We start from the raw sequence: 22,217 nt of genomic DNA on the forward strand, positions 1-22,217 counted from the left end.
CGCTTTCTCTACGAATTGACTGATGGGCGGCCGAAGGAGCGATTCCTAGGATTCGTCGCATGCATCGCCTCCTGCCACGCCTCCACTCATCCGACGCTCCCCTGCTCGCGGCCACCGTCCTGCTGCGCTGGCTGTCGCTGTGCGTGATGGCCTGCCTGGTGGGCACCGCCGGCTTCTACCTGCTGGCCCAGCTGAGCAACGACATCTCCGTGCACCGTCGCGAGATGAACGCGACGGCCTACCGGGCGCAGCTGTACTTCGACCAGCGCGAGGCATTGCTGAATTACCTGGCCGACTCCGTGGTGACGTCCACTACGGCCCATTCGAAGGTGGCACCAACAGACGACGAGGATGGCGATGTGCAGCGCCTGGCCCTGGGACGCGACCGCGATGGCCACCGGCTGAGCCTGCTGCTGTCTGCACGTGCCGCGCACACGCTGGACGATTACGGTGCGCAGCTGATCCACGTGGGCAACGACCCGCACGCGCCGCGCCGCCTGCTGCATGGCGACGCCATCCACGCCGTCCCGTCGACCGACCTCACCCCACGCCTGCTGCAGGAGCATGCGGCACGCGCGCCGGCAGGCACGCAGGTGTACTGGCTGGCGTCGACCCAGGGGCCGCAGCGCATCTACCTGTATCGTGCCGCAGGGGTCGCCGCCGATCCTGCGCATTGGCTGGTGCTGTCGCTGGACCCGGGCCGGATTGCCGGCGTGGTGAACAGCAAGGGCATCGGCGATTTCCTGCTGCTGGACAGGCAGGACCGGCATGCGCTGAGCAACCGCGCCGGCGTGGCGATTCCGCCGGGCTGGTTGCAGGCGCAGCGGGAGGACATCTTCACCTTCGTCTGGACCCATGCGCTGCCGCACGGCCTGGCGCTGGTCAAATCGATCGGCGAGGACGGCTGGCGCCTGGTCTACTACCTGCCACTGAGCCTGCTGCTGGGCGACATCGCACTGCACATTGCCGTGTCGCTGGTCCTGTGCGCGGCGGCGCTGGCGGCACTGCGCCTGTTGATGCGGCGCATCGACCGCCAGCTGATCCAGCCCGCGCGCCACCAGCACCGACAACTGATGGAGAGCTTCGCGTTCGGCAGTACGGTCATCGAGATGGCGCCGGTGGGCATCTGCGTCCTGCGTAGCCAGGATGGCACGGTCATGCTGGAGAACCAGCTGGCATGCGATTGGCTGGGTGCCGACACCTTCAGCGGCGACTGGCTGGGCAGCTGGCGCCCGAGCCCCGACCTTGTCAGCCACCCGGCCCGGCTGCGCCGCGGCACCGATTTCACTACCCAGGACGGGCGCCAGCTGCAGGTGCTGTATGCCACCACCCGCTACCACGATGCGGACGTGGTGCTGTGCGTGTTCAGCGATATCAGCCGCCATCGCCAGATCCAGGCCGCGCTGTCGGCCGCCAAGCAGTCCGCCGATGAAGCCAGCCAGGCCAAGAGTACGTTCGTGGCCACGATGAGCCATGAGATCCGCACGCCGCTGTACGGCGTGCTGGGCACCCTGGAGCTGCTGGGCAATACCACGCTGGATGCCCGCCAGGCCCGTTACCTGCGTACCATCCAGCAATCGTCTTCGGTGCTGCTGCAGCTGATCAGCGACATCCTGGACGTGTCCAAGATCGAGTCCGGCAGGCTCAGCCTGGCCGCAGCGCCGTTCTCGCCACAGGCGCTGGCCGAAACCACCTTGGGCGCCTATGCGGCCGCAGCGACGCAGAAGGGCCTGCAGGTCATGGTCAGTACCGATCCACGACTTCCGGCCCAGGTGATCGGCGATGCCGACCGCATCCGCCAGGTGCTGGGAAACCTCCTGAGCAATGCCATCAAGTTCACCCACAGCGGGCGCATCTTCCTGCGCGTGCGCCAGGTGGCCCGCGAGGGAGGCACGGCGTCGATCAGCTGGCAGGTGACCGACACCGGGATCGGCATCGCCGCCGCCGAACAGGCCCGGCTGTTCGAGCCCTTCCGCCAGGTCAGTGGACAGAGCCGCAAGGACGGGACCGGCCTGGGCCTGTCGATCAGCGACCATCTGGCGCGGTTGATGAACGGCGAACTGCGCCTGGTCAGCGACCGCGGGCTGGGCAGCAGCTTCACCATGACCTTGCCGCTGACGGTGGCAGGCGATGAAGACGCCAGGGTCGAGGGCCCGCGCCTGCTGCCGCAGCCGCCCATCTACGTGCGTACGGCGCTGCCCGAGCTCACCGACAACGCCTGCCTGTGGTTCAGGCGGTGGGGCGCCAACGCGCAGCGCTACAACCCCGAAGGCGCACCGCCGGAGACTGGCGCGATCCTGATCGACGCCGACCCGCAGCACGGGCTCACCACCGAGTGGACCGGGCCGCGCGTGGTGACTTCGGTGGATGCCGACGAACAGCCCGAAGTGGATCCCCTGCACCCTGAGCGGCTGATCGTGTCGATGTTCAGCATCCGCGCGATCGCCAGGGCCGCGGGCCAGCTGCAGCATGGCCACGCGTTCGCGTCGCACGCCCCCTGTGTGCCGCCCCCCGACGCGGTGGGACTGCATGTGCTGGTGGCCGAAGACAATCCCATCAACCGTCTGATCCTGAAGGAGCAACTGGAGGCGCTGGGGTGCAGCGTGGTCACCGTCAGCGATGGGGGGGAGGCCCTGGAGCGGACCTGTACCGAACGTTTCGATGTACTGCTGACGGACATCAACATGCCCGGCATGGGCGGCCACGAACTCATCGCCCAGCTGCGCCAGCGCGGAAGCACGCTCACCGTCATCGGCGCTACCGCCAATGCCACGCCGGAAGAGCGCGAGCGATGCCTGGCCGCCGGCATGGACGGCTACATGGTCAAGCCGATCAACATCGGCTCCCTGCGCCATGCACTTACCGGATTGTCCACAGGAGTATCGACATGACCCCCCTCCGCGTCCTGATCCTGGAGGATCAGCCCTTCCAGCGCGGCTTCCTGGCCAACATGTTCGCGGCGGCCCCTGGCGTGGCGGTGGATACCTCGGGCGATGCGACGCATGCGGTGGCGATGTGCCAGCTGTCGCGCTACGACCTGGTGGTGACCGACCTGATGATGCCCGGCATCGACGGCATCCAGTTCATCCAGACCCTGGCCGGCCAGGAGCATCGCCCCATGCTCGCACTGGTCAGCTCGGCATCGCAGCGGATGATGGCCTCGGCGCGGCTGATGGCCGAGTCGCTTGGGCTGACCGTGCTCGGCATCCTGGCCAAGCCGGTCTCGCCGCTGGACGTCGCCGGCCTGATCGATGCGCTTGGCGATGCCCGTCGCAGCGACAGCGCGACGCCGCCGCAGGTCGAACCGCCGCTCACCGCCGACCGCAGGCAACTGCTCCAGGCCGTCGAAGACAACGAGATCACCGCCTGGTTCCAGCCCAAGAAGTCGCTGGAGTCGGGCCTGGTGGTGGCCGCCGAAGCGCTGGTGCGCTGGCGCCATCCGGTACATGGAACGCAGGAAGCGGCGCGCTTCCTTCCGCTGTTCGAACTGCATGGGTTGGAACCATTGCTGCTGCGCCACGTGCTCAAAGCCAGCGTGCAGGCCCAGGCGCGGTGGCGCAGCCTGGGGTTCCGCATCCCCGTTTCGATCAACCTGCCACCGCACCTGCTGGAACGGCGCACCCTGCCCGACGAGCTGCTCGAACTGACGCTCGAACATGGCGGCACTGCCGAGGACCTGTGCTTCGAGTTGATGGAAAGCAGCACCACCCAGCACGTCAGCGACTACTACGCAGGGGCCTGCCGGTTGCGCATGAAGGGCTTCGGGTTGGCCCAGGACGATTTCGGCCAGGGCCTGAGCTCGGTCCACAACCTGGTCAATACGCCCTTTACCGAGGTCAAGATCGACCGCGCCCTGGTGCGCGGATGCGCGCGCGACCCGGCCCTGCGCAACGCGCTGGCCACGGTGGTCGCGCTGGGCAGCAGGCTGGGACTGAACATCGTTGCCGAGGGCGTGGAAACCGATGCGGAGCTGGCAACCCTGCGCAAGCTGGGCTGCAACCAGGTACAGGGCTACCTGATCTCGCGCGCGGTTCCCGCCGACCGTTTCGCTGCGTTGCTGGACCGGGAGAAGGCAGCGCACCACCAGCTCAAGCAGCGCCAACCTGATGCCGGCGCCGGGCATTGAGAAGCCCTGGCGCCGGCCTTCGCTTCACGCGTCCTTGCGCGGCGACCCCCAACCATTGACGATGCCTGCACCGCCTCCGCGGCCATGCCTGTCGGCCGCCTCCATCCACTACGAGGGACTTCGATGCCGGCCGAGGCCGCCCCCATCCGCCAGCTCGAACGTCGGTCGCTGCGGATCCATGTGCTGCTCATTGGCGTCGTCGTGCTGGCCACGCTGCAGGCTGGGCTGGTGCTGTCGACCACGCTGCGGATGCTGGGCGAAGAGCAGGACAGGATCGAGTTCCACTTCCGGCGGGTGACCGGCGCGGTGGAAGAGCAGGAACGGTTCCAGCGCCAATGGCGTGCCCAGGACCACAATCTCATGCCACTTACCAGCACGGCCCCGGTCGCGCCGCGGCCGCTGCCCGCGCTGTCCCCGGTGCTTGGCTCGATCGGCGGCAAGACGCAGGGCTACATTCCGTTTGCCCTGCTTCACGACAAGACGCCGCCACCGGCCAGCGCATGGGCCCTGGGTACGCGCCTGGCCAACTTCTACGGCGCGTTCTGGGCCGATTCCCGCTACCCGTCGCCGCGCTGCCTGCTGGTCAATGGCGAGGGGACGGTGGGGTTGCTGGTGCCGTGGACGCTGGAAGATGTCGACAAGGACAGCGTGTCCCGGCTGCCGTTGCAGCAGGTCCTCGGCTATGTGCATGACGTCGGCACCGACGCCTCCGTGCAGCGCGGCAACATCCACTGGTTCCCCCGCCTGCTGCGTGCCGGCGACCGGCGCATGTTGTCGGTCGGAAAATCGCCTCACGATGCCCGCGCCTGGGGCGACCCGGAGGCCGCACCGGCCCCCTCGATCGCCTGCCTGCTGGACGTGGACCAGCTCGACGACCACCGGCATGTGCTGGGTCAGCCGATCTACGACGCGTTGTCCATCCTCAACCCGCAGGGACGCCTGATGTATGGCCCTGCCGTGGACGAGGGCGACACCCGTGCCCGGCGGTTCGCACGCGACGGCCTGGTCTACCGGATGCGTGCGCCCTCCGGCTGGGAGGCCGAGTACCGGGTCGCGTGGTCGCGCGTCTTCAGCCAGCCGCGCGGGCCCCTGATCGGCAGCGTGATTGCCGCGATTCTGCTCGCGGTGGGCGGCATCGCGCTGTTGCGCAGCTACCGGCGTTCGGTGCTGCAGCCGCTGCGCGAGCACCATGAGCGGCTGCTGGAGAGCGAGGCGTTCAGCCGCACCATGCTCGATGCCGCGCCCATCGGCCTGTGCCTGCTGAGCAGCAGCGATGGCAGCGTGCTCCTGGATAATGCGGTGGCCAGGCGCTGGCTCGGCGAGGCCCCCGACGCACCGGGCTGGCATGGCAGCTGGCGCGATGACGCGCTGTCCGGGGACGCGACCCATCGCCCGGCAGGCGTGGCCTTCACCACGCCCGCCGGCCGCCATCTACTGGTTACCGCAACCGCTACGCGCTTCCGTGGCGAGCCGGTGACACTGTGTCTGTTCATCGACCTCACCGCACAACGCGAGGCTGAGCAGGTACTGGAACAGGCGCGCAGCTCGGCCGACCAGGCCAGCCGCGCCAAGAGCGTATTCCTGGCCACCATGAGCCACGAAATCCGCACCCCGTTGTATGGCGTACTGGGCACGCTGGAACTGCTTGGATTGACCCCACTGAACGGGCGCCAGCAGGAGTACGTGGGCGCCATCCAGCGCTCGTCCACGACATTGATGCAGTTGATCAGCGACATCCTGGACGTCTCCAAAGCCGAGGCCGGACAACTGACGCTGGAGCCGGCCGCCTTCTGTCCGGCGGAACTGACCGAAGAAGTCCTGCGTTCCTATGCCGGCGCCGCAACGCGCAAGCGCTTGCAGTTGTATGCCCTGATGGAAGGAAATCTGCCCGACCGCGTGAGCGGCGACGCCATCCGGATCCGACAGGTCCTCAACAACCTGGTCAGCAACGCCATCAAGTTCACCGAGGGGGGCCGCATCGTGCTGCGTGTACAGGCCGTGGAAGACGCGGATCCGTCGCTGCGACTGAGCTGGCAGGTGACCGACACGGGAATCGGCATCGCCGTTGAGCACCAGGCCCGCCTGTTCGATCCGTTCTACCAGGCCAACCCCGGCGCCGACAAAGTACGCGGCACGGGACTGGGCCTGGCGATCAGCGCCCGACTCGTCGACCTCATGGGCGGCGAACTGCGCGTGGTCAGCGAGGTTGGCCTGGGCAGCAGCTTCAGCATCGAGATTCCTCTGCAGGCCGATTCCGATGCAACCGTGCAACGCCCCCACTTCGACGCTCCGCTTCCGATCCTGGTGCGATCGCCCGCCCGCGAACTGGCCGACAACCTATGCGACCGGCTGCGCCTGCGGGGTGCCGCCGCACAGACCCTGCACAGCGAGACCGCACGCAACCATCCGGCCGACACGGCCCTGCTTGATGTGATGCTGGACGAGCCCCCGGCGGCGTGGGCAGGGCCGCATGTGGTTGCGCGCACCGATGGCGGGGACCACCCCGAGTACATCGACGGACAATGGCTGGTGTCCATGCATAACCTGGACGCGATGGTGAATGCGCTGTTGCTGGCCAGCGGGGCCGGGCCCACGATCGATGCGCCCACGCTTGCCCCCATTCCCCGCGGCCTGGGCCTGCGGGTGCTGGTCGCAGAAGACAATCCCATCAACCAGATGATCCTGCGCGAGCAGCTGGAACAGCTGGGCTGCCAGGCGGTGGTCGCCGGCGATGGCGAGGAAGCGCTGGGTTACTGGGCGCAACGACCGTTTGATGCGGTGCTCACCGATATCAACATGCCGCACCTGGACGGCTATGCGTTGACCCGGCGCCTGCGCGAGCTGGGCGCGCAGGTCCCGGTCATCGGCGCTACCGCCAACGCCGCCCCGGAAGAGCGCGAGCGCTGCCTCGCCGTTGGCATGGCCAGCTGCCTGGTCAAGCCCATATCGCTCCAGGCGCTGTACGCAGCGTTGAGCAGCGCCGTGGGAACCCCGCACGACACGGAGATGCCGCTGGCCGCTGCCACGCAGCCACCTGCGCCGACCGACAGCATCGCCGTGCCGCCCCATCTACGGGCATTGTTCCTGACCACGATGCGCAGCGACCTCAACAGCCTGCAGTCGGCCATCGAAAATGCCCAGCCCGAGCAGATGCGACAGATGCTGCACCGCATCCGCGGGGCGCTGGTGATGGTGTCCGCACACCGGCTGGTGGAGGAGGCGCGACGGATCGAAGAAGACGTCGCCGCCGGTGCGGCGCCAGAGCAGTGCTACGCCGCCAGCCAGGTGTTCATCGACCACCTGACGCGGGCGCTGGTACGCCTGGAGCGCGCGCCGGCTGAGACGCCGGATGTCCACTGACGACCTGGCAGGATATCGGGAGACAGCATGAAGACCACGATCGTCATTGCAGATGACCACCCCATCATCCTGGCCGGGATCCGCGACGTGATCGACCGCGACCCCCGCTTCGAGGTCATCGGCCAAGCCCATGGACCCGAAACGTTGGTTGCGCTGCTGCAGCAACGTGTGCCTGACATCGTCATCACGGACTTCAACATGCCCGGCGACGATACCCTGGGCGACGGCGTCAAGCTGATCTCCCACCTGCAGCACAGCTTCCCCGAGGCCCGGGTGCTGGTGCTCACGATGGTGTCCAACCCGTCGATCATCGCCGCCATTTACCGGGCCGGTGCCCGGGGCGTAGTGCGCAAAACGGGGGATCTGGGGGAACTGGGCATGGCCCTCAACGCCATGCTGGCGCACCGCATCTACCGTTCGCCGATACTGCCGCGTGAAGAAGACGTGCCGCGCGCCGACTCTGCGGCCACCGTTGCATTGCTGTCACCGCGCGAGTTCGAAGTGCTCCGTCTGTTCGCCTCCGGCCAGAGCGTGGGCGATATCGCCAAGCAGTTGAACCGCAGCAACAAGACCGTCAGCGCCCAGAAGGTGAGCGCAATGCGCAAGCTGGGCGCGCGCACCGACCACGATCTGATCACGTACTGCCTGGAATCGGATCTGTTCTGGTAGTCGGCGTCCCCGCGTGCAGCCAGGCATCGGGGGCAGCCACCACCGGGCTGCCCCCGTAGAGGATCACGCCTGCGGCGTATTGCGATCCATCAGGCGGTACAGCAGGGCACCGATCACGGCGCCGGCAATGGGTGCCAGCCAGAACAGCCACAACTGCGACATCGCGCCGGGACCGGCAAACACCGCAACCGCAGTGGAGCGCGCCGGATTGACCGACGTATTGGTGATCGGGATGCTGATGAGATGGATCAGCGTCAATGCCCCGCCGATGGCCAACGGCGCAATGCTGCCCTTGGCGCGGTTGCGGGTGACGCCCATGATCACGATCAGGAACATCGCGGTCAGGATGACCTCGGTGATGACCGCCGAGGTGAGCGAGTAGCCACCCGGTGACAACGGGCCGAAGCCATTGCTGGCGAATGCCCCCGGCGCGGTCGGGTCAAGCAGGAACCAGGGATCGCCCTGGACGATGTTGAACAGGGCAAACCCGGCCAACAGGCCACCTGCCACCTGGGCCAGCACGTAAGGCAGCACGCGCGCCGCGCCGAAGCGCCCGCCGGCCCAGAGACCGATGCTGACCGCAGGATTGAAGTGGCCACCGGAGATGTGGCCGAGCGCGGCCGCGCCGGTCAGGACGGTAAGGCCGAACGCCAGCGAAACCCCGAGCAGTCCAATGCCGCCACCGCCGGCATGGGCCGCGATCAGTGCGCTGCCGCAGCCCCCCAGCACCAGCCAGAATGTGCCGATGACCTCGGCCAGAACGCAGTAACAAGTCTTCTTCATTTCTTACTTCCACGACAATGGGGAACGCCACCATGGCATTCACCGGATACCGCAATGAGTGCGCCGATCAGGGCTTGTGCTGGCGGGCGCAGGCGAACAGTTCCAGCTCGCTGCGCAGGCCGGGCTTGTCCATCGCCGCGCGCAGATGTCCATCTTGCCGGACTCTCCGCCCGATACCATCGGAATGATCTCAGTGCCGGGCGATGCTTCAGCACGGCAGCCTGCTGGCGGCACCCGGCGCAACCTCCCACCGGGTCGATTATCAACATCGGGCGCGGTGCGGCGTACGCCGCCGACGGCGGTGCACCGGCAAGTGGCATACTAGGTGGAGGTAACCTTGGCCTGCCAACATGAAACTGCGGGTATTTCTTGCCGACGATCACCCCATGGTGCTGTTGGGCATCCGCTCCATCCTCGAGAGCGAGGGGATCGACGTCGTAGGCACTGCCACTTCCACCGATGCCTTGATCAAGGGGCTGCGCAGCCACCCCTGCGATGTGGTCATCACCGATCTGATGATGCCCGGGGGCAGCCTTCCGGACGGCACGCTGTTGATACAGGAGATACGCGCGGAGTTTCCGCTGCTGCCGGTGCTGGTCATGACCATGGTGTCGAACCTCGGCATCATCGACTCCCTGCTGCGACTGGGCGTGCTGGGCGTGGTCGAGAAGACCGAGCGGATGGACATGCTGGTGGAAGCGGTGCGCGCCGTCGCCAAACGGCGCCGCTTCGAGTCGCCGCGACTCATGGATCAGCTGCAGAGTTACCGCAGCGAGAGAGGCAACAGCGATCGGCTCTCCCCGCGCGAAGCGGAGGTGATCCGGCTGCTCGCCTCCGGCCTTTCCGTCAGCGAGATCGGCGTCCGCCTGGGGCGCAGCTTGAAGACGATCAGCCGCCAGAAGATGGATGCCATGCGCAAACTCGGCCTGGAATCGGATGTAGACCTGTACAACTATGCTCGCGACCAGGGAATGATCTGAACATCGCCCCCCGAAAGCCGTAACGCAAACGCCCCGCACTGGGCGGGGCGCTGGGGCTGGCGAGCAGCGGACCCACGGTCCGCTCTACCGATCAGACGTTGAAGCGGAAATGCAGGATGTCGCCTTCCTGGACGCGGTATTCCTTGCCTTCCAGGCGCAGGCGCCCGGCTTCCTTGGCACCGGCTTCGCCCTTGTACTTGATGAAGTCGTCATACGCGATGGTTTCGGCGCGGATGAAGCCCTTCTCGAAGTCGGTGTGGATCACCGCGGCGGCCTGCGGGGCGGTGGCGCCCTTGCGCACGGTCCAGGCGCGGACTTCCTTCACACCCGCAGTGAAGTAGGTCTGCAGGCCGAGCAGGCTGTAGGCGGCGTTGATGACGCGATTGAGGCCAGGCTCGCTCAGGCCGAGGTCGGCCAGGAAGGTGTCGCGGTCTTCGTCGTCCAGCTGCGAGAGTTCTTCTTCGATCGCGGCCGACACCGGCACCACCTGCGCGCCCTCTTCGGCGGCACGGGCGCGCACCGCGTCCAGGTGCGGGTTGTTCTCGAAACCGTCTTCCAGCACGTTGGCGATGTACATCACCGGCTTGAGGGTGAGCAGGAACAGGTCGCGGACCAGGGCCTTCTCTTCCTCGTCCAGGCCGGCGCTGCGCCCGGCCTTGCCATCGGCCAGGGCGGCCTGCAGCTTGGCCAGCACCGGCTTGCGCGCGGCCGCCTCCTTGTCGCCGCCCTTGGCGGCGCGCTCGGCGCGGTTCAATGCCTTCTCGACGCTGTCCAGGTCGGCCAGGGCCAGCTCGGTGTCGATGGTGTCGATGTCCGACAACGGGTCGACCTTGTTGTTGACGTGGATGACGTCGGCGTTCTCGAAACAGCGCACCACGTGGGTGATCGCATCCACTTCGCGGATGTGGGCCAGGAACTTGTTGCCCAGGCCTTCACCGCTGGCGGCACCGGCCACCAGGCCGGCGATGTCAACGAACTCCACGGCGGTCGGAATGACCTTCTGCGGGTTGATGATCGCCGCCAGTTCGTTCAGGCGCGGGTCCGGCACGGGCACGATGCCGACGTTCGGCTCGATGGTGCAGAACGGGAAGTTGGCCGCGGCGATGCCCGCCTTGGTCAGCGCGTTGAACAGGGTCGACTTGCCGACGTTGGGCAGGCCGACGATGCCGCATTTGATACCCATCTTTGACAACCTCTGGGGTGGTAGGTACCGACCCTTGGTCGGTACGCCGTGATTATTTCGCGGTGTGCAGGCGCTTCATCGCCTCACTGTAGTGGCCACGCACGGCCAGCGGCAGTACGTCGATGGCATCGTCGATGGCATGGCCGATCAGTACGTCGTCGTCCTTGCTGGCGCGGCCCAGCACCCACGGCACCACGCGGTCCTTGTGGCCGGGATGGCCGATGCCGATGCGCAGGCGATGAAACTTTCCGTGGCCGAGCAGGCGGATGGTATCGCGCAGGCCGTTCTGGCCGCCGTGGCCACCGTCGAACTTCAGCCGGGCCACGCCGGGCGGCAGGTCCAGTTCGTCGTGCGCCAGCAGGGTTTGCTCGGGCTCGATCTTCCAGAAACGCTGGGCGGCGGTGACCGACTTGCCACTGAGATTCATGAAGGTGGCAGGCTTGAGCAGCCACACCGGTTGCCCGGCGATGTCGATCTTGGCGGTCTCGCCGAACAGCTTGCTGTCCACGCTCCAGCGCGCGCCGGCCTGTGCGACCAGGGCGTCAATGAAACGAAACCCGGCATTGTGCCGGGTCTGGGCGTGCTCGGGTCCGGGGTTGCCCAGGCCAACGATCAATCGCAATCCTGTCATCGCTCTTCTTCGTCGGTACCGGCCCTGTGCCGGTCCATGCAGAAACGACGCCTGCCCCGGAGGACAGGCGCCGCAACCCGTTACTCTGCCGCCGGCGCTTCTTCGTCGGCAGTGGTGCCCTTGGCGGCCTTGGCGGTCACGACGGCATCGTCGTGGTCCTTGCCCAGGGCCAGGACCGGCATCTCGACGCCCTTGGGCAGCGCGATGTCCGACAGCTTGATGATGTCGCCGACCTTCAGGGCAGCCAGGTCGACGTTGATCGATTCCGGCAGGTCCTTCGGCAGGCAGCTGATGGTCACTTCCTTCAGTTCGTGGGAAACCACGACGTCGGCCGCCTTGCCGGCCGGCGAGACGTCTTCGTTGAGGAAGTGCAGCGGGACGCTGGCCGTCAGCTTCTCGTTCTCGTTCACGCGCAGGAAATCGAGGTGGATGATCAGCTGCTTGAACGGGTGACGCTGCATGTCACGCAGCAGCACCTTGGTGATCTGGCCGTCCAGGTTCAGGTCCAGGATCGAGGAGTAGAACCACTCGTTCTGCTGGGCCAGCCAGGTGGCGTTGTGGTCCAGGTTGATGTTGATCGGGGCAGCGTCGCCACCGTAGACGACGGCCGGGATCACGCCGGCGTGACGCAGGCGGCGGCTCGCACCCTTGCCCTGCACGTCACGAGCGGTGACCTTGATTTCATGAGTCTTCGACATGTTTGCATTACCAGTTGTTGCCGCGCCCGAAGGCTTGGCGGTTGAAGGCACATCCGCGACCAGACGTACCCGGGACCCGTCCGCCATTGCCGGCGGCCGGAGAATTTCACTTCGACAGCATCAATCCACGTACAGCGAGCTGACCGATTCGCCGAAGGCGATGCGGCGCATCGTTTCGGCCAGCATTTCCGCCACGCTGAGCTGGCGGATCTTGCTGCACACCCGCGCCTCTTCACGCAGCGGGATGGTATCGGTCACCACCAGCTCGTCAAGCTGGGAGTTGTTGATGTTGTCCACCGCCGGGCCCGAGAGCACGGCGTGGGTGCAGTACGCGGCAACCTTGAGGGCGCCGCGCGCCTTCAGCGCCGCAGCAGCCGCACACAGGGTGCCGGCGGTATCGACGATGTCATCGACCATCACGCAGGTCTTGCCTTCGACGTCACCGATGATGTTCATCACGGTAGACACGTTGGCGCGCGGACGGCGCTTGTCGATGATCGCCAGGTCGGCATCGTCCAGGCGCTTGGCCACGGCGCGTGCACGCACCACGCCACCCACGTCCGGGGACACCACGATCAGGTTTTCAGTGCCGTAGGCGCGCCAGATATCGGCGAGCAGCAGCGGCGAGGCATACACGTTGTCCACCGGCATGTCGAAGAAACCCTGGATCTGGTCGGCATGCAGGTCCACCGTCAGGACGCGGTCGGCGCCAACGGCGCTGAACATCTTGGCGGCTACCTTGGCGGTGATCGGCACGCGCGAGGAGCGCATGCGGCGATCCTGGCGCGAGTAGCCGAAATACGGCACCACGGCGGTGACACTGTTGACCGAGGCGCGCTTGAGCGCATCGATCAGGACCAGCAGTTCCATCAGGTTCTCGGCGCTGGGCGCGCAGGTCGGCTGGATCACGAAGACGTCCTGCTTGCGGACGTTCTCTTCGATTTCGACCTGCACTTCACCGTCGGAGAAGCGCGACACCAATGCCTTGCCCGGTCGCACCCCCAGTTCCTTGCAGATGCTCTGCGCAAGGCGCTTGTTGGCGTTGCCGGAAAATACCAGCAGGTTGGGGTGATCTTGCATCATGACGGTCTCGGGCGGGAGCGATTGGCGGAGAACTCTGCCGCCGGCGCCCGAGGACGTCTGCGGTGACAACACCGCGGCCGTTCAACCGTGTCCGCGCAGCATGCGCATGGAACGCGGTTGGCGTCCGCAAGTGGCAGGGGCGGGAGGATTCGAACCTCCGAATGCCAGGATCAAAACCTGGTGCCTTGGGCCTCTTGGCGACGCCCCTGCATCAAAATCAATAACGCTCGAGTACATCAAGCAGTGGCGAGCGCTCCACGCCCGCAGCCACCCATGCCCGCAGTTCTTCCGGCAACCTCGCCAGGCCCTGCTCTGCAGCAGCGCGCGTAGCGAACTCGACGAAACAACCGCTTCCCGACCCGGTGAGTCGTGCCCGGCCAATCCTGTCCAACGCGATGAGCACTGCCTCGACGGCAGGTTCGCGACGGCGCAGTACCGGCTCGAACGCATTCCCGAGCAAAGACCCGGAAGCGAAGTCCGCTATTTTCGCTACTGGGGCGTCGCGCGTCAAATCGGCACTGGCGAAAAGTGCGGCGGTGGGCACATGAACGCCGGGGTCGGCGATCACATACCAGGCCGGCGGCAAGGCCAGCGGGGTCAGGTGTTCACCTACGCCTTCCGCCCAGGCATTGCGGCCGCGCACGAACACGGGGACATCCGCGCCCAGCTGCAGGCCCAATCCGGCCAGCGCGTCTTCACACAGACCTGCCCGCCAGAGCCGGTTCAACGCGACCAGGACGGTGGCTGCATCGGAAGAACCACCCCCGAAGCCGCCACCCGCCGGAATGCGCTTTTCGATGGTGATATCCACACCTTCGGCGACGTTGGCATGATTTTTCAACAGGATGGCGGCGCGGACGGCGAGGTCGTCGGCCTCCGCAACGCCGGCCACCGACGCGCCTTCCCGCCGGACCTGGCCGTCTTCACGCACGCGCAACCGCACCCGGTCACCCCAGTCCAGCAGACGGAATACGCTCTGCAGCTCGTGGTAGCCATCGGCACGGCGGCCGGTAATGTGCAGGAACAGGTTCAGCTTGGCCGGGGCCGGCCACCACGACCCGCTGGCGTTCAGGTCCGGCGCGCTCATGGGCTGCCGAGCACCCAGCCATCAACCAGCAGGCGCACCTTGGCGTCGCCATTGACCGCTTCCATCCGCCGCGGCAGCACCGGGCGATCGCCTTCGGCCGGATACCAGTCCAGGAACTGGATATCCCAGCCCATCTGGCGGACCCGGCGGGGGCGTCCTTCGGCATCGCGATCAACCTGCTCCGCTGCCGCAGCACCTTCGGCGACCAGGCCGCGGACCCAGTCCGGCAGCTGATTGACCGGGATATCCCAGCCGGTGGCCTCCAACAGCACCTGCTGCGCATCCTCGCCCTGGCGGGGCCCGCCTTCCACACCGTCCAGGCGCCCGCCCCGGCTCTGGCTGTCGCCGGTCAGGGTCCAGCTTTGCCGGGTGACCGGCGCACTGAGCGACACCACGTACTGGCGCGCCTGCTGCTGCCAGTCGATCCGGCCACTGCCGCCGTTGCGGCCCTTGCTCACCGCGACCCGACCCTGGAACGACCACGCCGGCTGCGCGCGCAGCGCATCCACGCGCGCGGCCTCGGCCTGCTGTGCTTCGGCACTGACGGCGGTCACCACGTCGGGCGCGGCCGGAGCCTTGCGCGTGTCCAGCGACACACAGGCCGACAACGACACAGCCATGGCCGCCGCGAAGGCGACCTTCAGGGGGATCATCTTCATACGCCGTATTTCTCGATCACGCGCTGCAGCGCACGGTTTTCCGGATCCAGCCTGCGTGCTTCATCGAAGAAGCGGCGGGCCTCGTCCTTGCGTCCCAGCACCCACAGCACTTCACCCACATGCGCGGCGATTTCCGGATCCTTGGCCAGCGTCCAGGCGCGGCGCAACTGCACCAGCGCTTCTTCGTTGCGGCCCAGGCGATACAGCACCCAGCCGTAGCTGTCGACGATGGCGGCGTTGTCCGGCTCGGCCACGCGGGCGCGGTCGATCAGCTCCAGCGCTTCCTGGAAGCGCGTGGTGCGGTCGGCCAGGGTGTAGCCCAGCGCATTGAGCGCGGCCACGTTTTCCGGCTCGGTGACCAGTATCTTGCGCAGGTCCGCTTCGGCGCGCGGCACGTCGTCGCGGCGCTCCCAGGCCAGCGCGCGGGCGTACAGCAGCGCGTTTTCGTCGGGGTACGCAGCCAGGCCCCGGGCCAGCGCGTCCAGCTCACCCGGCAGGTCGTTGCCGCGCTGGCGCAGCTCGGCTTCGAGCAGGTAGGCATCGCGCCGGGCTTCGTCATCGATGGTGGCGTCGGACTGGATGGCATGTACCCCGGCGAAGGCCTTGTCGGTCTGGCCCAGCTCGTACTGGGCGCTGGCCGCGCGCAGGCGCGCTTCGGCGCGCTCTTCGCCGCCGGGCACGCTGAGGTACCACTCCACCGCTTCGGCATGGCGCTTGAGGTATTCGGCGATCTTGCCCAGCAGCAGGCGCTGCGCCGGATCCGGCTTGGACGCCTGCCGGGACAGGTCCGTATACAGTGCCAGCAGCGCCGCGTCGTCTTTCTGCTTGGCCAGCAGCGAGGCACGCATGCCCCAGGTCTGCACGTTCTGCGGGCCGACCGCGAGCACGCGCTCGGCCGATTTCGCATCGCCCATCGCGTCGTAGGCGATGGCCACGGCATTGCGCAGTTCCGGGTCGTCGGCGGTGCGCGGCTCCACCGCACGCAGCGCCCCCAGGGCCTCTTCGGTCTTGCCGGCCTGGAACATCATGCTGGCATTGAGCAGCGCCACGCGTGGTTCGCCGGGGAAACGTCGCACCACTTCATCGACCATGCGCCGGGCCAGCTCGGGCCGGTCCATGCGCATGGCCAGCCGGCCGAATTCCTGCCAGGGCTCGAGCTGGTTGGGGATGGCGTTGGCATCGACCAGCTGCCCCAGCACATCGGCAGCAGCGGCCGGGTCCCGCCCCCCGCCTACCAGAGCGGCCAGCGCGAACTTCCAGCCGCGCGGGTCCGGGTCGCGCAACAAGGCGGCCAGCTCGGTCTGCGCGCCCTTCACATCCCCCTTGCGCAGGTCCAGCGCGGCGGCGCTGCTGCGCATGGCCAGCGAACGCGGCGCACGCTTTTCCCACAGCGCCAGCGCGCGGGTGGCGCGCTTGTCATCGTCGGCGAGCATGGCGATCCGGGTGGCCCGTTCGGCCAGGCCGGCGTCATCGCGCCCTGCCTCGGCCGCCTCCAGGTACCAGCGCGCGGCTTCGGCCAGCTTGCCGGCCTGCAGCGCGAACTCACCGGCCATGACCGGGGTCAGCGAGGCCGGTTCGGCCGTTCCGGCCTTGCCCGCCGGGGCAGTCGGGGCCGCCGCCAGGGCGTTGGCGGTGAACAGGGACAGCAGCAGAACGCTGGAGATGCGAATCAATGCGGGCATCGGGGGCTTCTGGCCTTAAAATGGCGACTTGAATGGCCAGCAGCTTATCGCAAGCAACTGAACAATGACCCTGTGGGTGCTCGGACTGAATCACCAGACCGCGCCAGTGGAACTGCGCGAACGCGTGTCCTTTGGCGGCGACGCCCTGCCCCAGGCATTGGCGTCGCTGCGCGACACCCCGCAGGTGGCCGAGGCGGTGCTGCTGTCCACCTGCAACCGCACCGAGCTGTACGCCGTGGCCGAATCGGGCGAGGCGCTGGCACAGTGGCTGGAGTCCCACGCCGGGCAGCTGCAGGGCTACCTGTACCAGCATGCCGATGCCGATGCCGTGCGCCACCTGTTCCGGGTCGCCACCGGGCTGGACTCGATGGTGCTGGGCGAGCCGCAGATCCTGGGCCAGGTGAAGGATGCCTGGGCGACCGCGCGCGATCACGGCCTGCTTGGCCAGCGCCTGGACCGGCTGTTCCAGCAGACCTTCTCGGTGGCCAAGCGCGCACGCACCGATACCCGCGTGGGCGCCAACCCGATCTCGGTGGCGTCCACCGCGGTACGGCTGGCGCAGAACTCGTTCGCACGGCTGGAAGATTCCACGGTGCTGCTGGTCGGCGCCGGTGAAACCATCGAACTGGCCGCCCGCCACCTCAGTGAAGGCCGCGTGCGCCGCCTGCTGATCGCCAACCGCACCCTGGCCCATGCACAGGAGCTGGCCACCCGCCATGGCGGGGTGGCGCTGCCGTTGACCGAGCTGGAACGCCACCTGGGCGAAGCCGACGTGGTGTTTTCGGCCACCGCCGCGCGCGAGCCGGTGATTTCCAAGGCCCAGGTCGCCGCCGCGCTGCGCTCGCGCAGGCACAAACCGATGCTGCTGTTCGACCTGGCCGTGCCGCGCGATATCGAAACCGGGGTCGGCCAACTGCAGGATGCGTTCCTGTACACCGTGGACGACCTGGAGCGCGCGGTGGAAGACAACCGCCGCAGCCGCCGCGAAGCGGCCGCCGAAGCCGAGGCGATCATCGAGCTGCAGGTATCGCGCTTCGTCGAGACCCTGCAGGCCACTGCGCACCAGGCGCCGTTGCGGCAGCTGCGCGCGTATGGCGAAGCGACCCGGGTGGAGATGCTGGACAAGGCGCGCCTGCAGCTGGCCCACGGCAAATCCCCGGAGGAAGTGCTGGAGCTGCTCGCGCATGGCCTGACCAACCGCCTGCTGCACCCGCCGACCGCCGCGCTGCGAGCGGCCGCGCTCAGCGGCGATACTGAACTGACCCGCGCCGCCGAGCGCCTGTTCCCGGCCAAGCCGGGCTACCAACACCCTGCTGTGAGCAACGATGACGCCGACCCTGCGCCGTAAGCTGGAAGCGCTGGCCGAGCGCCGCGAAGAACTCGAACGCCTGCTGGCCGACCCGGACGTGGTCGGCGACAACGAGCGCTTCCGCAATTTCTCGCGCGAGTTCGCGCAGCTGCAACCGATCGCCACCGCGCTGGCCGACGAAGCGCGGGCACTGGGCGACCTGGCCGCCGCCGAAGCGATGCGCGCCGACCCCGACCTGCGCGAGCTGGCCGAAGAGGAGATCACCGCTGCGCAGGAGCGCCTGCGGCAGCTGGACCATGACCTGGCCCTGCTGCTGGTGCCGCGCGACCCGCGCGACGACGGCAACCTGTTCCTGGAAGTGCGGGCCGGCACCGGCGGCGATGAAGCCGCGATCTTCGCCGGCGACCTGTTCCGCATGTACGCGCGCTATGCCGAGCGCCAGGGCTGGAAGGTCGAGATCGAATCGGACAACCCCGGCGAGCATGGTGGCTACAAGGAGATCGTCGCGCGCGTGGTCGGCCGCGGCGCCTATTCCAAGCTCAAGTTCGAATCCGGCACCCATCGGGTGCAGCGGGTGCCGGCCACCGAATCGCAGGGCCGCATCCATACCTCGGCGGCCACGGTGGCGATCATTCCAGAAGCCGACGAGGTCGACGAGATCGTCATCAACCCGGCCGACCTGAGGGTGGATACGTTCCGCTCGTCCGGCGCCGGCGGCCAGCACGTCAACAAGACCGAGTCGGCCATCCGCATCACCCACGTGCCGACCGGCGTGGTGGTGGAATGCCAGACCGAACGCAGCCAGCACGCCAACCGCGACAAGGCGATGAAGCGGTTGAAGGCGCAGCTGCTTGATGCCGAGCGCAGCAGGCAGGCCGCCGCCACCGCCGAAAACCGCCGGCTGCAGGTAGGCAGCGGCGACCGCAGCCAGCGCATCCGCACCTACAGCTTCCCGCAGGGCCGGATCACCGACCACCGGGTGGAAGGACTGACCCTGTACGACCTGCCCAACATCATCGCCGGGGAGCTGGACACGCTGGTGGAGCGGTTGATCCACGAGCACCAGGCCGACGAACTGGCCCAGCTGTCCGCGGGCGCGTGAGCATGGACCCGCAGCGCGACCAGCTGCGCAGTGCGGTGCAGCGCCAGCCCCAGGACTTCATCGCCTGGGTGATGCTGGCCGATGCCGAGTTGGAAGCCGGCGACACCGATGCCGGCGACCACGCCGCCACGCGTGCGTTGCAGCTGCGCCCCGGCCACCCCGAAGCACTGGCCCGGTTGGGCCGTACCCGCTGGATGCAGGGTCGCCATGGCGAGGCCGCCACGGTGCTGCGACAAGCGGCCAACCTGGTGCCGGAACACCCGGGCATCGCGCTGTGGCTGGGCCATGCCCTGGAAGACGCCGGCCAGCCCGAAGCCGCTGCCGATGCGTACCGGCAGGCGCATCGATTGCTGCCCGGCGAGCCCTACATCACCGCGCAGTTGCTCAACTGGCAACGCCGGCTCTGCGATTGGCGCGGACTGGAGCCGCTGTCCAACCAGGTGCGACAGGCCGTGGCGCAGGGCGCGGCGGTGGTCGAGCCGTTCGCCTTCCTCAGCGAAGACGCCAGCGCCATCGAACAGCTGGCCTGCGCGCGGCAACGTGCGATGGGCGTTGCGCAGGGATTGCGTGCGCTGCCAGCCACGCAGGTGCGCCGTGACGGACAGCTGCGGGTGGGCTTTCTTTCCAATGGCTTCGGTGCGCACCCGACCGGCCTGCTGACCGTGGCGCTGTTCGAGCAGCTGCGCGCGCTTGGCGCGCTGGAGCTGCATCTGTTCGCCCTCAATGGCGACGACGGCAGCACGATCCGCACGCGCCTGCAGGCGGCGGCGATGACACTGCATGACGTGTCGGCGTTGCCGCACGCGGTGATCGCCACGCGCATCCGCGACGCGGGTATCGATGTACTGTTCGACCTGCGTGGATGGGGCGGCGGCGGCACACCTTCAGTACTGGCGATGCGTCCAGCGCCGGTGCAGGTGAACTGGCTGGCCTACCCGGGAACCTCCGGTGCAGCATGGATGGATTACGTGCTGGCCGACGATTACGTGCTGCCGGCCACGCTGGTGCCGGCCTTCAGCGAGCAGGTGCGTCACCTGCCGCGCGCGTTCCAGCCCTCGGACAACACCCGCGTGCTGGAGCCGGCGCCTGGCCGCCAGGCCTGTGGGCTGCCCGCGCAGGGCGTGGTGTTCTGCTGCTTCAACAACAGCTACAAGCTCAACCCGCGCAGCATGCGCCGCGCCTTCGCGGTGCTGCAGGGCGTGCCGGGCAGCGTGCTGTGGCTGCTGTCCGGCCCGGGCAACGCCGATGCGCGGCTGCGCAGCGCCGCGCGCGAGGCCGGGCTGGATCCGGCGCGACTGGTGTTCATGGCCAAGCTGCCGCACCCGACCTACCTGGCGCGCTACCAGCACGCCGACCTGTTCCTGGACACGCACCCGTACAACGCGCACACCACCGCTTCCGATGCACTGTGGGCCGGCTGCCCGGTGCTGACCTGCCCGGGCGCGACGTTCGCTTCGCGCGTGGCCGGTTCGCTCAACCATCACCTGCAGTTGTCGGCCCTGAACGTTGCCGATGACCGCGCATTCGTCGATGCCGCGATCGCGCTGGGCAACGACCCGCAGGCACTGGCAGCGCTGCGGGCCACCCTGGCCCAGCGGCGTTCCGACAGCGATCTGTTCGACATGGCCGGGTTCGCGCGCGACTTCAGCAATGAGGTGCGCGCGATGGCAACACTGCACGGCTGGCAGGGCGCCTGACCGGTAGCGCCGGCTGTTGGCCGGCCCAGGCGATCCGTGGGCCGGCCAACGGCCGGCGCTACCCACATGTACTCTAGGGTTCCAACACCGCTACGAGGCACGCATGGGCAAGCTCAAGCGCAAGGCGTACCAGGCACTGCTCGAACCGATGCAGCTCGAACTCACTGCGATGGCGCGCTGGGCCCAGCACACCGGACAGCGCGTGCTGGTGCTGTTCGAAGGCCGCGATACCGCCGGCAAGGGCGGCGCCATCCAGGCCATCGCCGAGCACCTCAATCCCCGCCAATGCAAGGTGGTCGCGCTGCCCAAGCCAACCGACCGCGAAAGCACCCAGTGGTATTTCCAGCGCTATGTGTCGCACCTGCCCGCCGCCGGCGAGATCGTGCTGATGGACCGCAGCTGGTACAACCGGGCCGGGGTCGAACACGTGATGGGCTATTGCAGCACCACCGAGTACGAAGCCTTCCTGGCCCAGGCACCGGTGTTCGAGAAGCTGCTGGTGGACGACGGCATCCTGCTGTTCAAGTACTGGCTCACGGTCGACCAGGTGCAGCAGGAGAAACGTTTCGCCGAGCGCCACGTGGATCCGCTCAAGGGCTGGAAGCTGTCGCCGGTGGACCTGGAGTCACGCAGCAAATACACCGCCTATACGGAGGCGCGCGAGGCGATGCTGCGCGCGACGCACCGGGAGCAGGCGCCGTGGGCGCTGGTGGATTTCAACGACCAGAAGCGCGGGCGGCTGGAGCTGATCCGCAACCTGCTCGACCGCCTTCCCGATACCCGCGTCGACGACCCGATCCCCGACCTGCCGCCGCTGAAAGGCAAACTGCACGAGGAACAATACGGGCTATTGAAACCGATCAACCTGTGAAAAAACCTGAACCCACGGTTGATTGATCCCGATCCCAATGGGCCCGTAACGACTACTGGCCTCTGGTTGATTGATCCCGATCCCAATGGGCCCGTAACGACTACTGGCCTCTGGTTGATTGATCCCGATCCCAATGGGCCCGTATGAATTCGTAGCCCCGGCCGTTGGCCGGATACCGCGCGCAGCGCGGCCCAAGCGTCCGGAGGCGATTGCGTAATGATCGCGACCAACACCCCGGCGTTTACACGTTCCGAAGCCGCGCGTCCGGCGTTCATGAACCCGGAACGAAGAGCAGCC

At 67.6% G+C, this 22,217-nt stretch carries 17 protein-coding genes and 1 tRNA gene; 9 read left to right on the forward strand and 9 right to left on the reverse strand.

Annotated elements, in window-relative coordinates; all coding sequences use genetic code 11:
• The first annotated feature begins 59 nt into the window (after positions 1-59).
• From WIX41_RS05510 to WIX41_RS05525, 4 genes are all read left to right on the forward strand, one after another.
• Entirely contained in the window at positions 60-2,891 is a 2,832-nt protein-coding gene (locus WIX41_RS05510) for a response regulator (RefSeq protein WP_339446106.1), read from the forward strand.
• Complete coding sequence (locus WIX41_RS05515) at positions 2,888-4,126, forward strand: EAL domain-containing response regulator (RefSeq protein WP_339446107.1); 1,239 nt, start codon at positions 2,888-2,890, stop codon at positions 4,124-4,126. Before WIX41_RS05510 ends, WIX41_RS05515 begins: the two co-directional genes overlap by 4 nt.
• Before the next feature lie 123 nt (positions 4,127-4,249).
• The gene (locus WIX41_RS05520) at positions 4,250-7,486 is read left to right on the forward strand and encodes a hybrid sensor histidine kinase/response regulator (RefSeq protein WP_339446108.1); all 3,237 of its coding nucleotides are present in this window, start codon (positions 4,250-4,252) and stop codon (positions 7,484-7,486) included.
• Positions 7,487-7,513: 27 nt separating this feature from the next.
• Entirely contained in the window at positions 7,514-8,155 is a 642-nt protein-coding gene (locus WIX41_RS05525; protein ID WP_339446109.1) for a response regulator transcription factor, read from the forward strand.
• A gap of 63 nt (positions 8,156-8,218) precedes the next feature.
• Here the strand turns inward: WIX41_RS05525 and aqpZ are convergent, their stop codons facing one another.
• Entirely contained in the window at positions 8,219-8,938 is a 720-nt protein-coding gene (aqpZ, locus tag WIX41_RS05530) for an aquaporin Z (RefSeq protein WP_339446110.1), read from the reverse strand.
• 350 nt (positions 8,939-9,288) lie between these two features.
• Here aqpZ and WIX41_RS05535 point away from each other — a divergent pair, with 350 nt between their 5' ends.
• Positions 9,289-9,918 carry a response regulator transcription factor gene (locus tag WIX41_RS05535; RefSeq protein WP_339446111.1) on the forward strand — a complete coding sequence of 210 codons (630 nt, stop codon included), beginning with the start codon at positions 9,289-9,291 and terminating at the stop codon, positions 9,916-9,918.
• Between the two features lie 91 nt (positions 9,919-10,009).
• Here WIX41_RS05535 and ychF read toward each other — a convergent pair whose 3' ends face one another.
• The 8 genes from ychF to WIX41_RS05575 all read right to left on the reverse strand — a co-directional run bounded on the left by ychF (position 10,010) and on the right by WIX41_RS05575 (position 16,941).
• The gene (gene ychF / locus WIX41_RS05540) at positions 10,010-11,101 is read right to left on the reverse strand and encodes a redox-regulated ATPase YchF (RefSeq protein WP_339446112.1); all 1,092 of its coding nucleotides are present in this window, start codon (positions 11,099-11,101) and stop codon (positions 10,010-10,012) included.
• A 52-nt stretch (positions 11,102-11,153) separates the two neighbouring features.
• Positions 11,154-11,732: an aminoacyl-tRNA hydrolase gene (gene pth / locus WIX41_RS05545; protein WP_339446113.1), complete on the reverse strand. Its 579-nt coding sequence runs from the start codon at positions 11,730-11,732 to the stop codon at positions 11,154-11,156.
• An 80-nt stretch (positions 11,733-11,812) separates the two neighbouring features.
• Entirely contained in the window at positions 11,813-12,430 is a 618-nt protein-coding gene (locus WIX41_RS05550) for a 50S ribosomal protein L25/general stress protein Ctc (protein WP_339446114.1), read from the reverse strand.
• Between the two features lie 120 nt (positions 12,431-12,550).
• Positions 12,551-13,510 (reverse strand): ribose-phosphate diphosphokinase, encoded by a 960-nt coding sequence (locus tag WIX41_RS05555; RefSeq protein WP_038692467.1) that lies wholly within the window; start codon positions 13,508-13,510, stop codon positions 12,551-12,553.
• 134 nt (positions 13,511-13,644) lie between these two features.
• Positions 13,645-13,721, reverse strand: a tRNA-Gln gene (locus tag WIX41_RS05560).
• Positions 13,722-13,730: 9 nt separating this feature from the next.
• Positions 13,731-14,600, reverse strand: a complete 870-nt coding sequence (gene ispE / locus WIX41_RS05565) for a 4-(cytidine 5'-diphospho)-2-C-methyl-D-erythritol kinase (protein ID WP_339446116.1) — start codon at positions 14,598-14,600, stop codon at positions 13,731-13,733.
• Entirely contained in the window at positions 14,597-15,259 is a 663-nt protein-coding gene (lolB, locus tag WIX41_RS05570; RefSeq protein WP_339446117.1) for a lipoprotein insertase outer membrane protein LolB, read from the reverse strand. The genes ispE and lolB overlap by 4 nt, the downstream gene beginning before the upstream one ends.
• A complete protein-coding gene (locus tag WIX41_RS05575) occupies positions 15,256-16,941 on the reverse strand; it encodes a tetratricopeptide repeat protein (RefSeq protein WP_339446118.1) in 1,686 nt (561 codons plus the stop codon). The genes lolB and WIX41_RS05575 overlap by 4 nt, the downstream gene beginning before the upstream one ends.
• 64 nt (positions 16,942-17,005) lie before the next feature.
• Here WIX41_RS05575 and hemA point away from each other — a divergent pair, with 64 nt between their 5' ends.
• From hemA to ppk2, 4 genes are all read left to right on the forward strand, one after another.
• Positions 17,006-18,289, forward strand: a complete 1,284-nt coding sequence (hemA, locus tag WIX41_RS05580) for a glutamyl-tRNA reductase (protein WP_339446119.1) — start codon at positions 17,006-17,008, stop codon at positions 18,287-18,289.
• A complete protein-coding gene (gene prfA, locus WIX41_RS05585; protein WP_339446120.1) occupies positions 18,267-19,352 on the forward strand; it encodes a peptide chain release factor 1 in 1,086 nt (361 codons plus the stop codon). The genes hemA and prfA overlap by 23 nt, the downstream gene beginning before the upstream one ends.
• Complete coding sequence (locus WIX41_RS05590; RefSeq protein ID WP_409187326.1) at positions 19,349-21,049, forward strand: tetratricopeptide repeat protein; 1,701 nt, start codon at positions 19,349-19,351, stop codon at positions 21,047-21,049. The genes prfA and WIX41_RS05590 overlap by 4 nt, the downstream gene beginning before the upstream one ends.
• A gap of 103 nt (positions 21,050-21,152) precedes the next feature.
• Positions 21,153-21,920 (forward strand): polyphosphate kinase 2, encoded by a 768-nt coding sequence (gene ppk2, locus WIX41_RS05595; RefSeq protein ID WP_339446122.1) that lies wholly within the window; start codon positions 21,153-21,155, stop codon positions 21,918-21,920.
• Positions 21,921-22,217: the final 297 nt, after the last annotated feature.

Origin of the sequence: Stenotrophomonas sp. AB1(2024), assembly GCF_037482345.1 — a bacterium.
In the GTDB taxonomy this organism is placed as follows: domain Bacteria; phylum Pseudomonadota; class Gammaproteobacteria; order Xanthomonadales; family Xanthomonadaceae; genus Stenotrophomonas.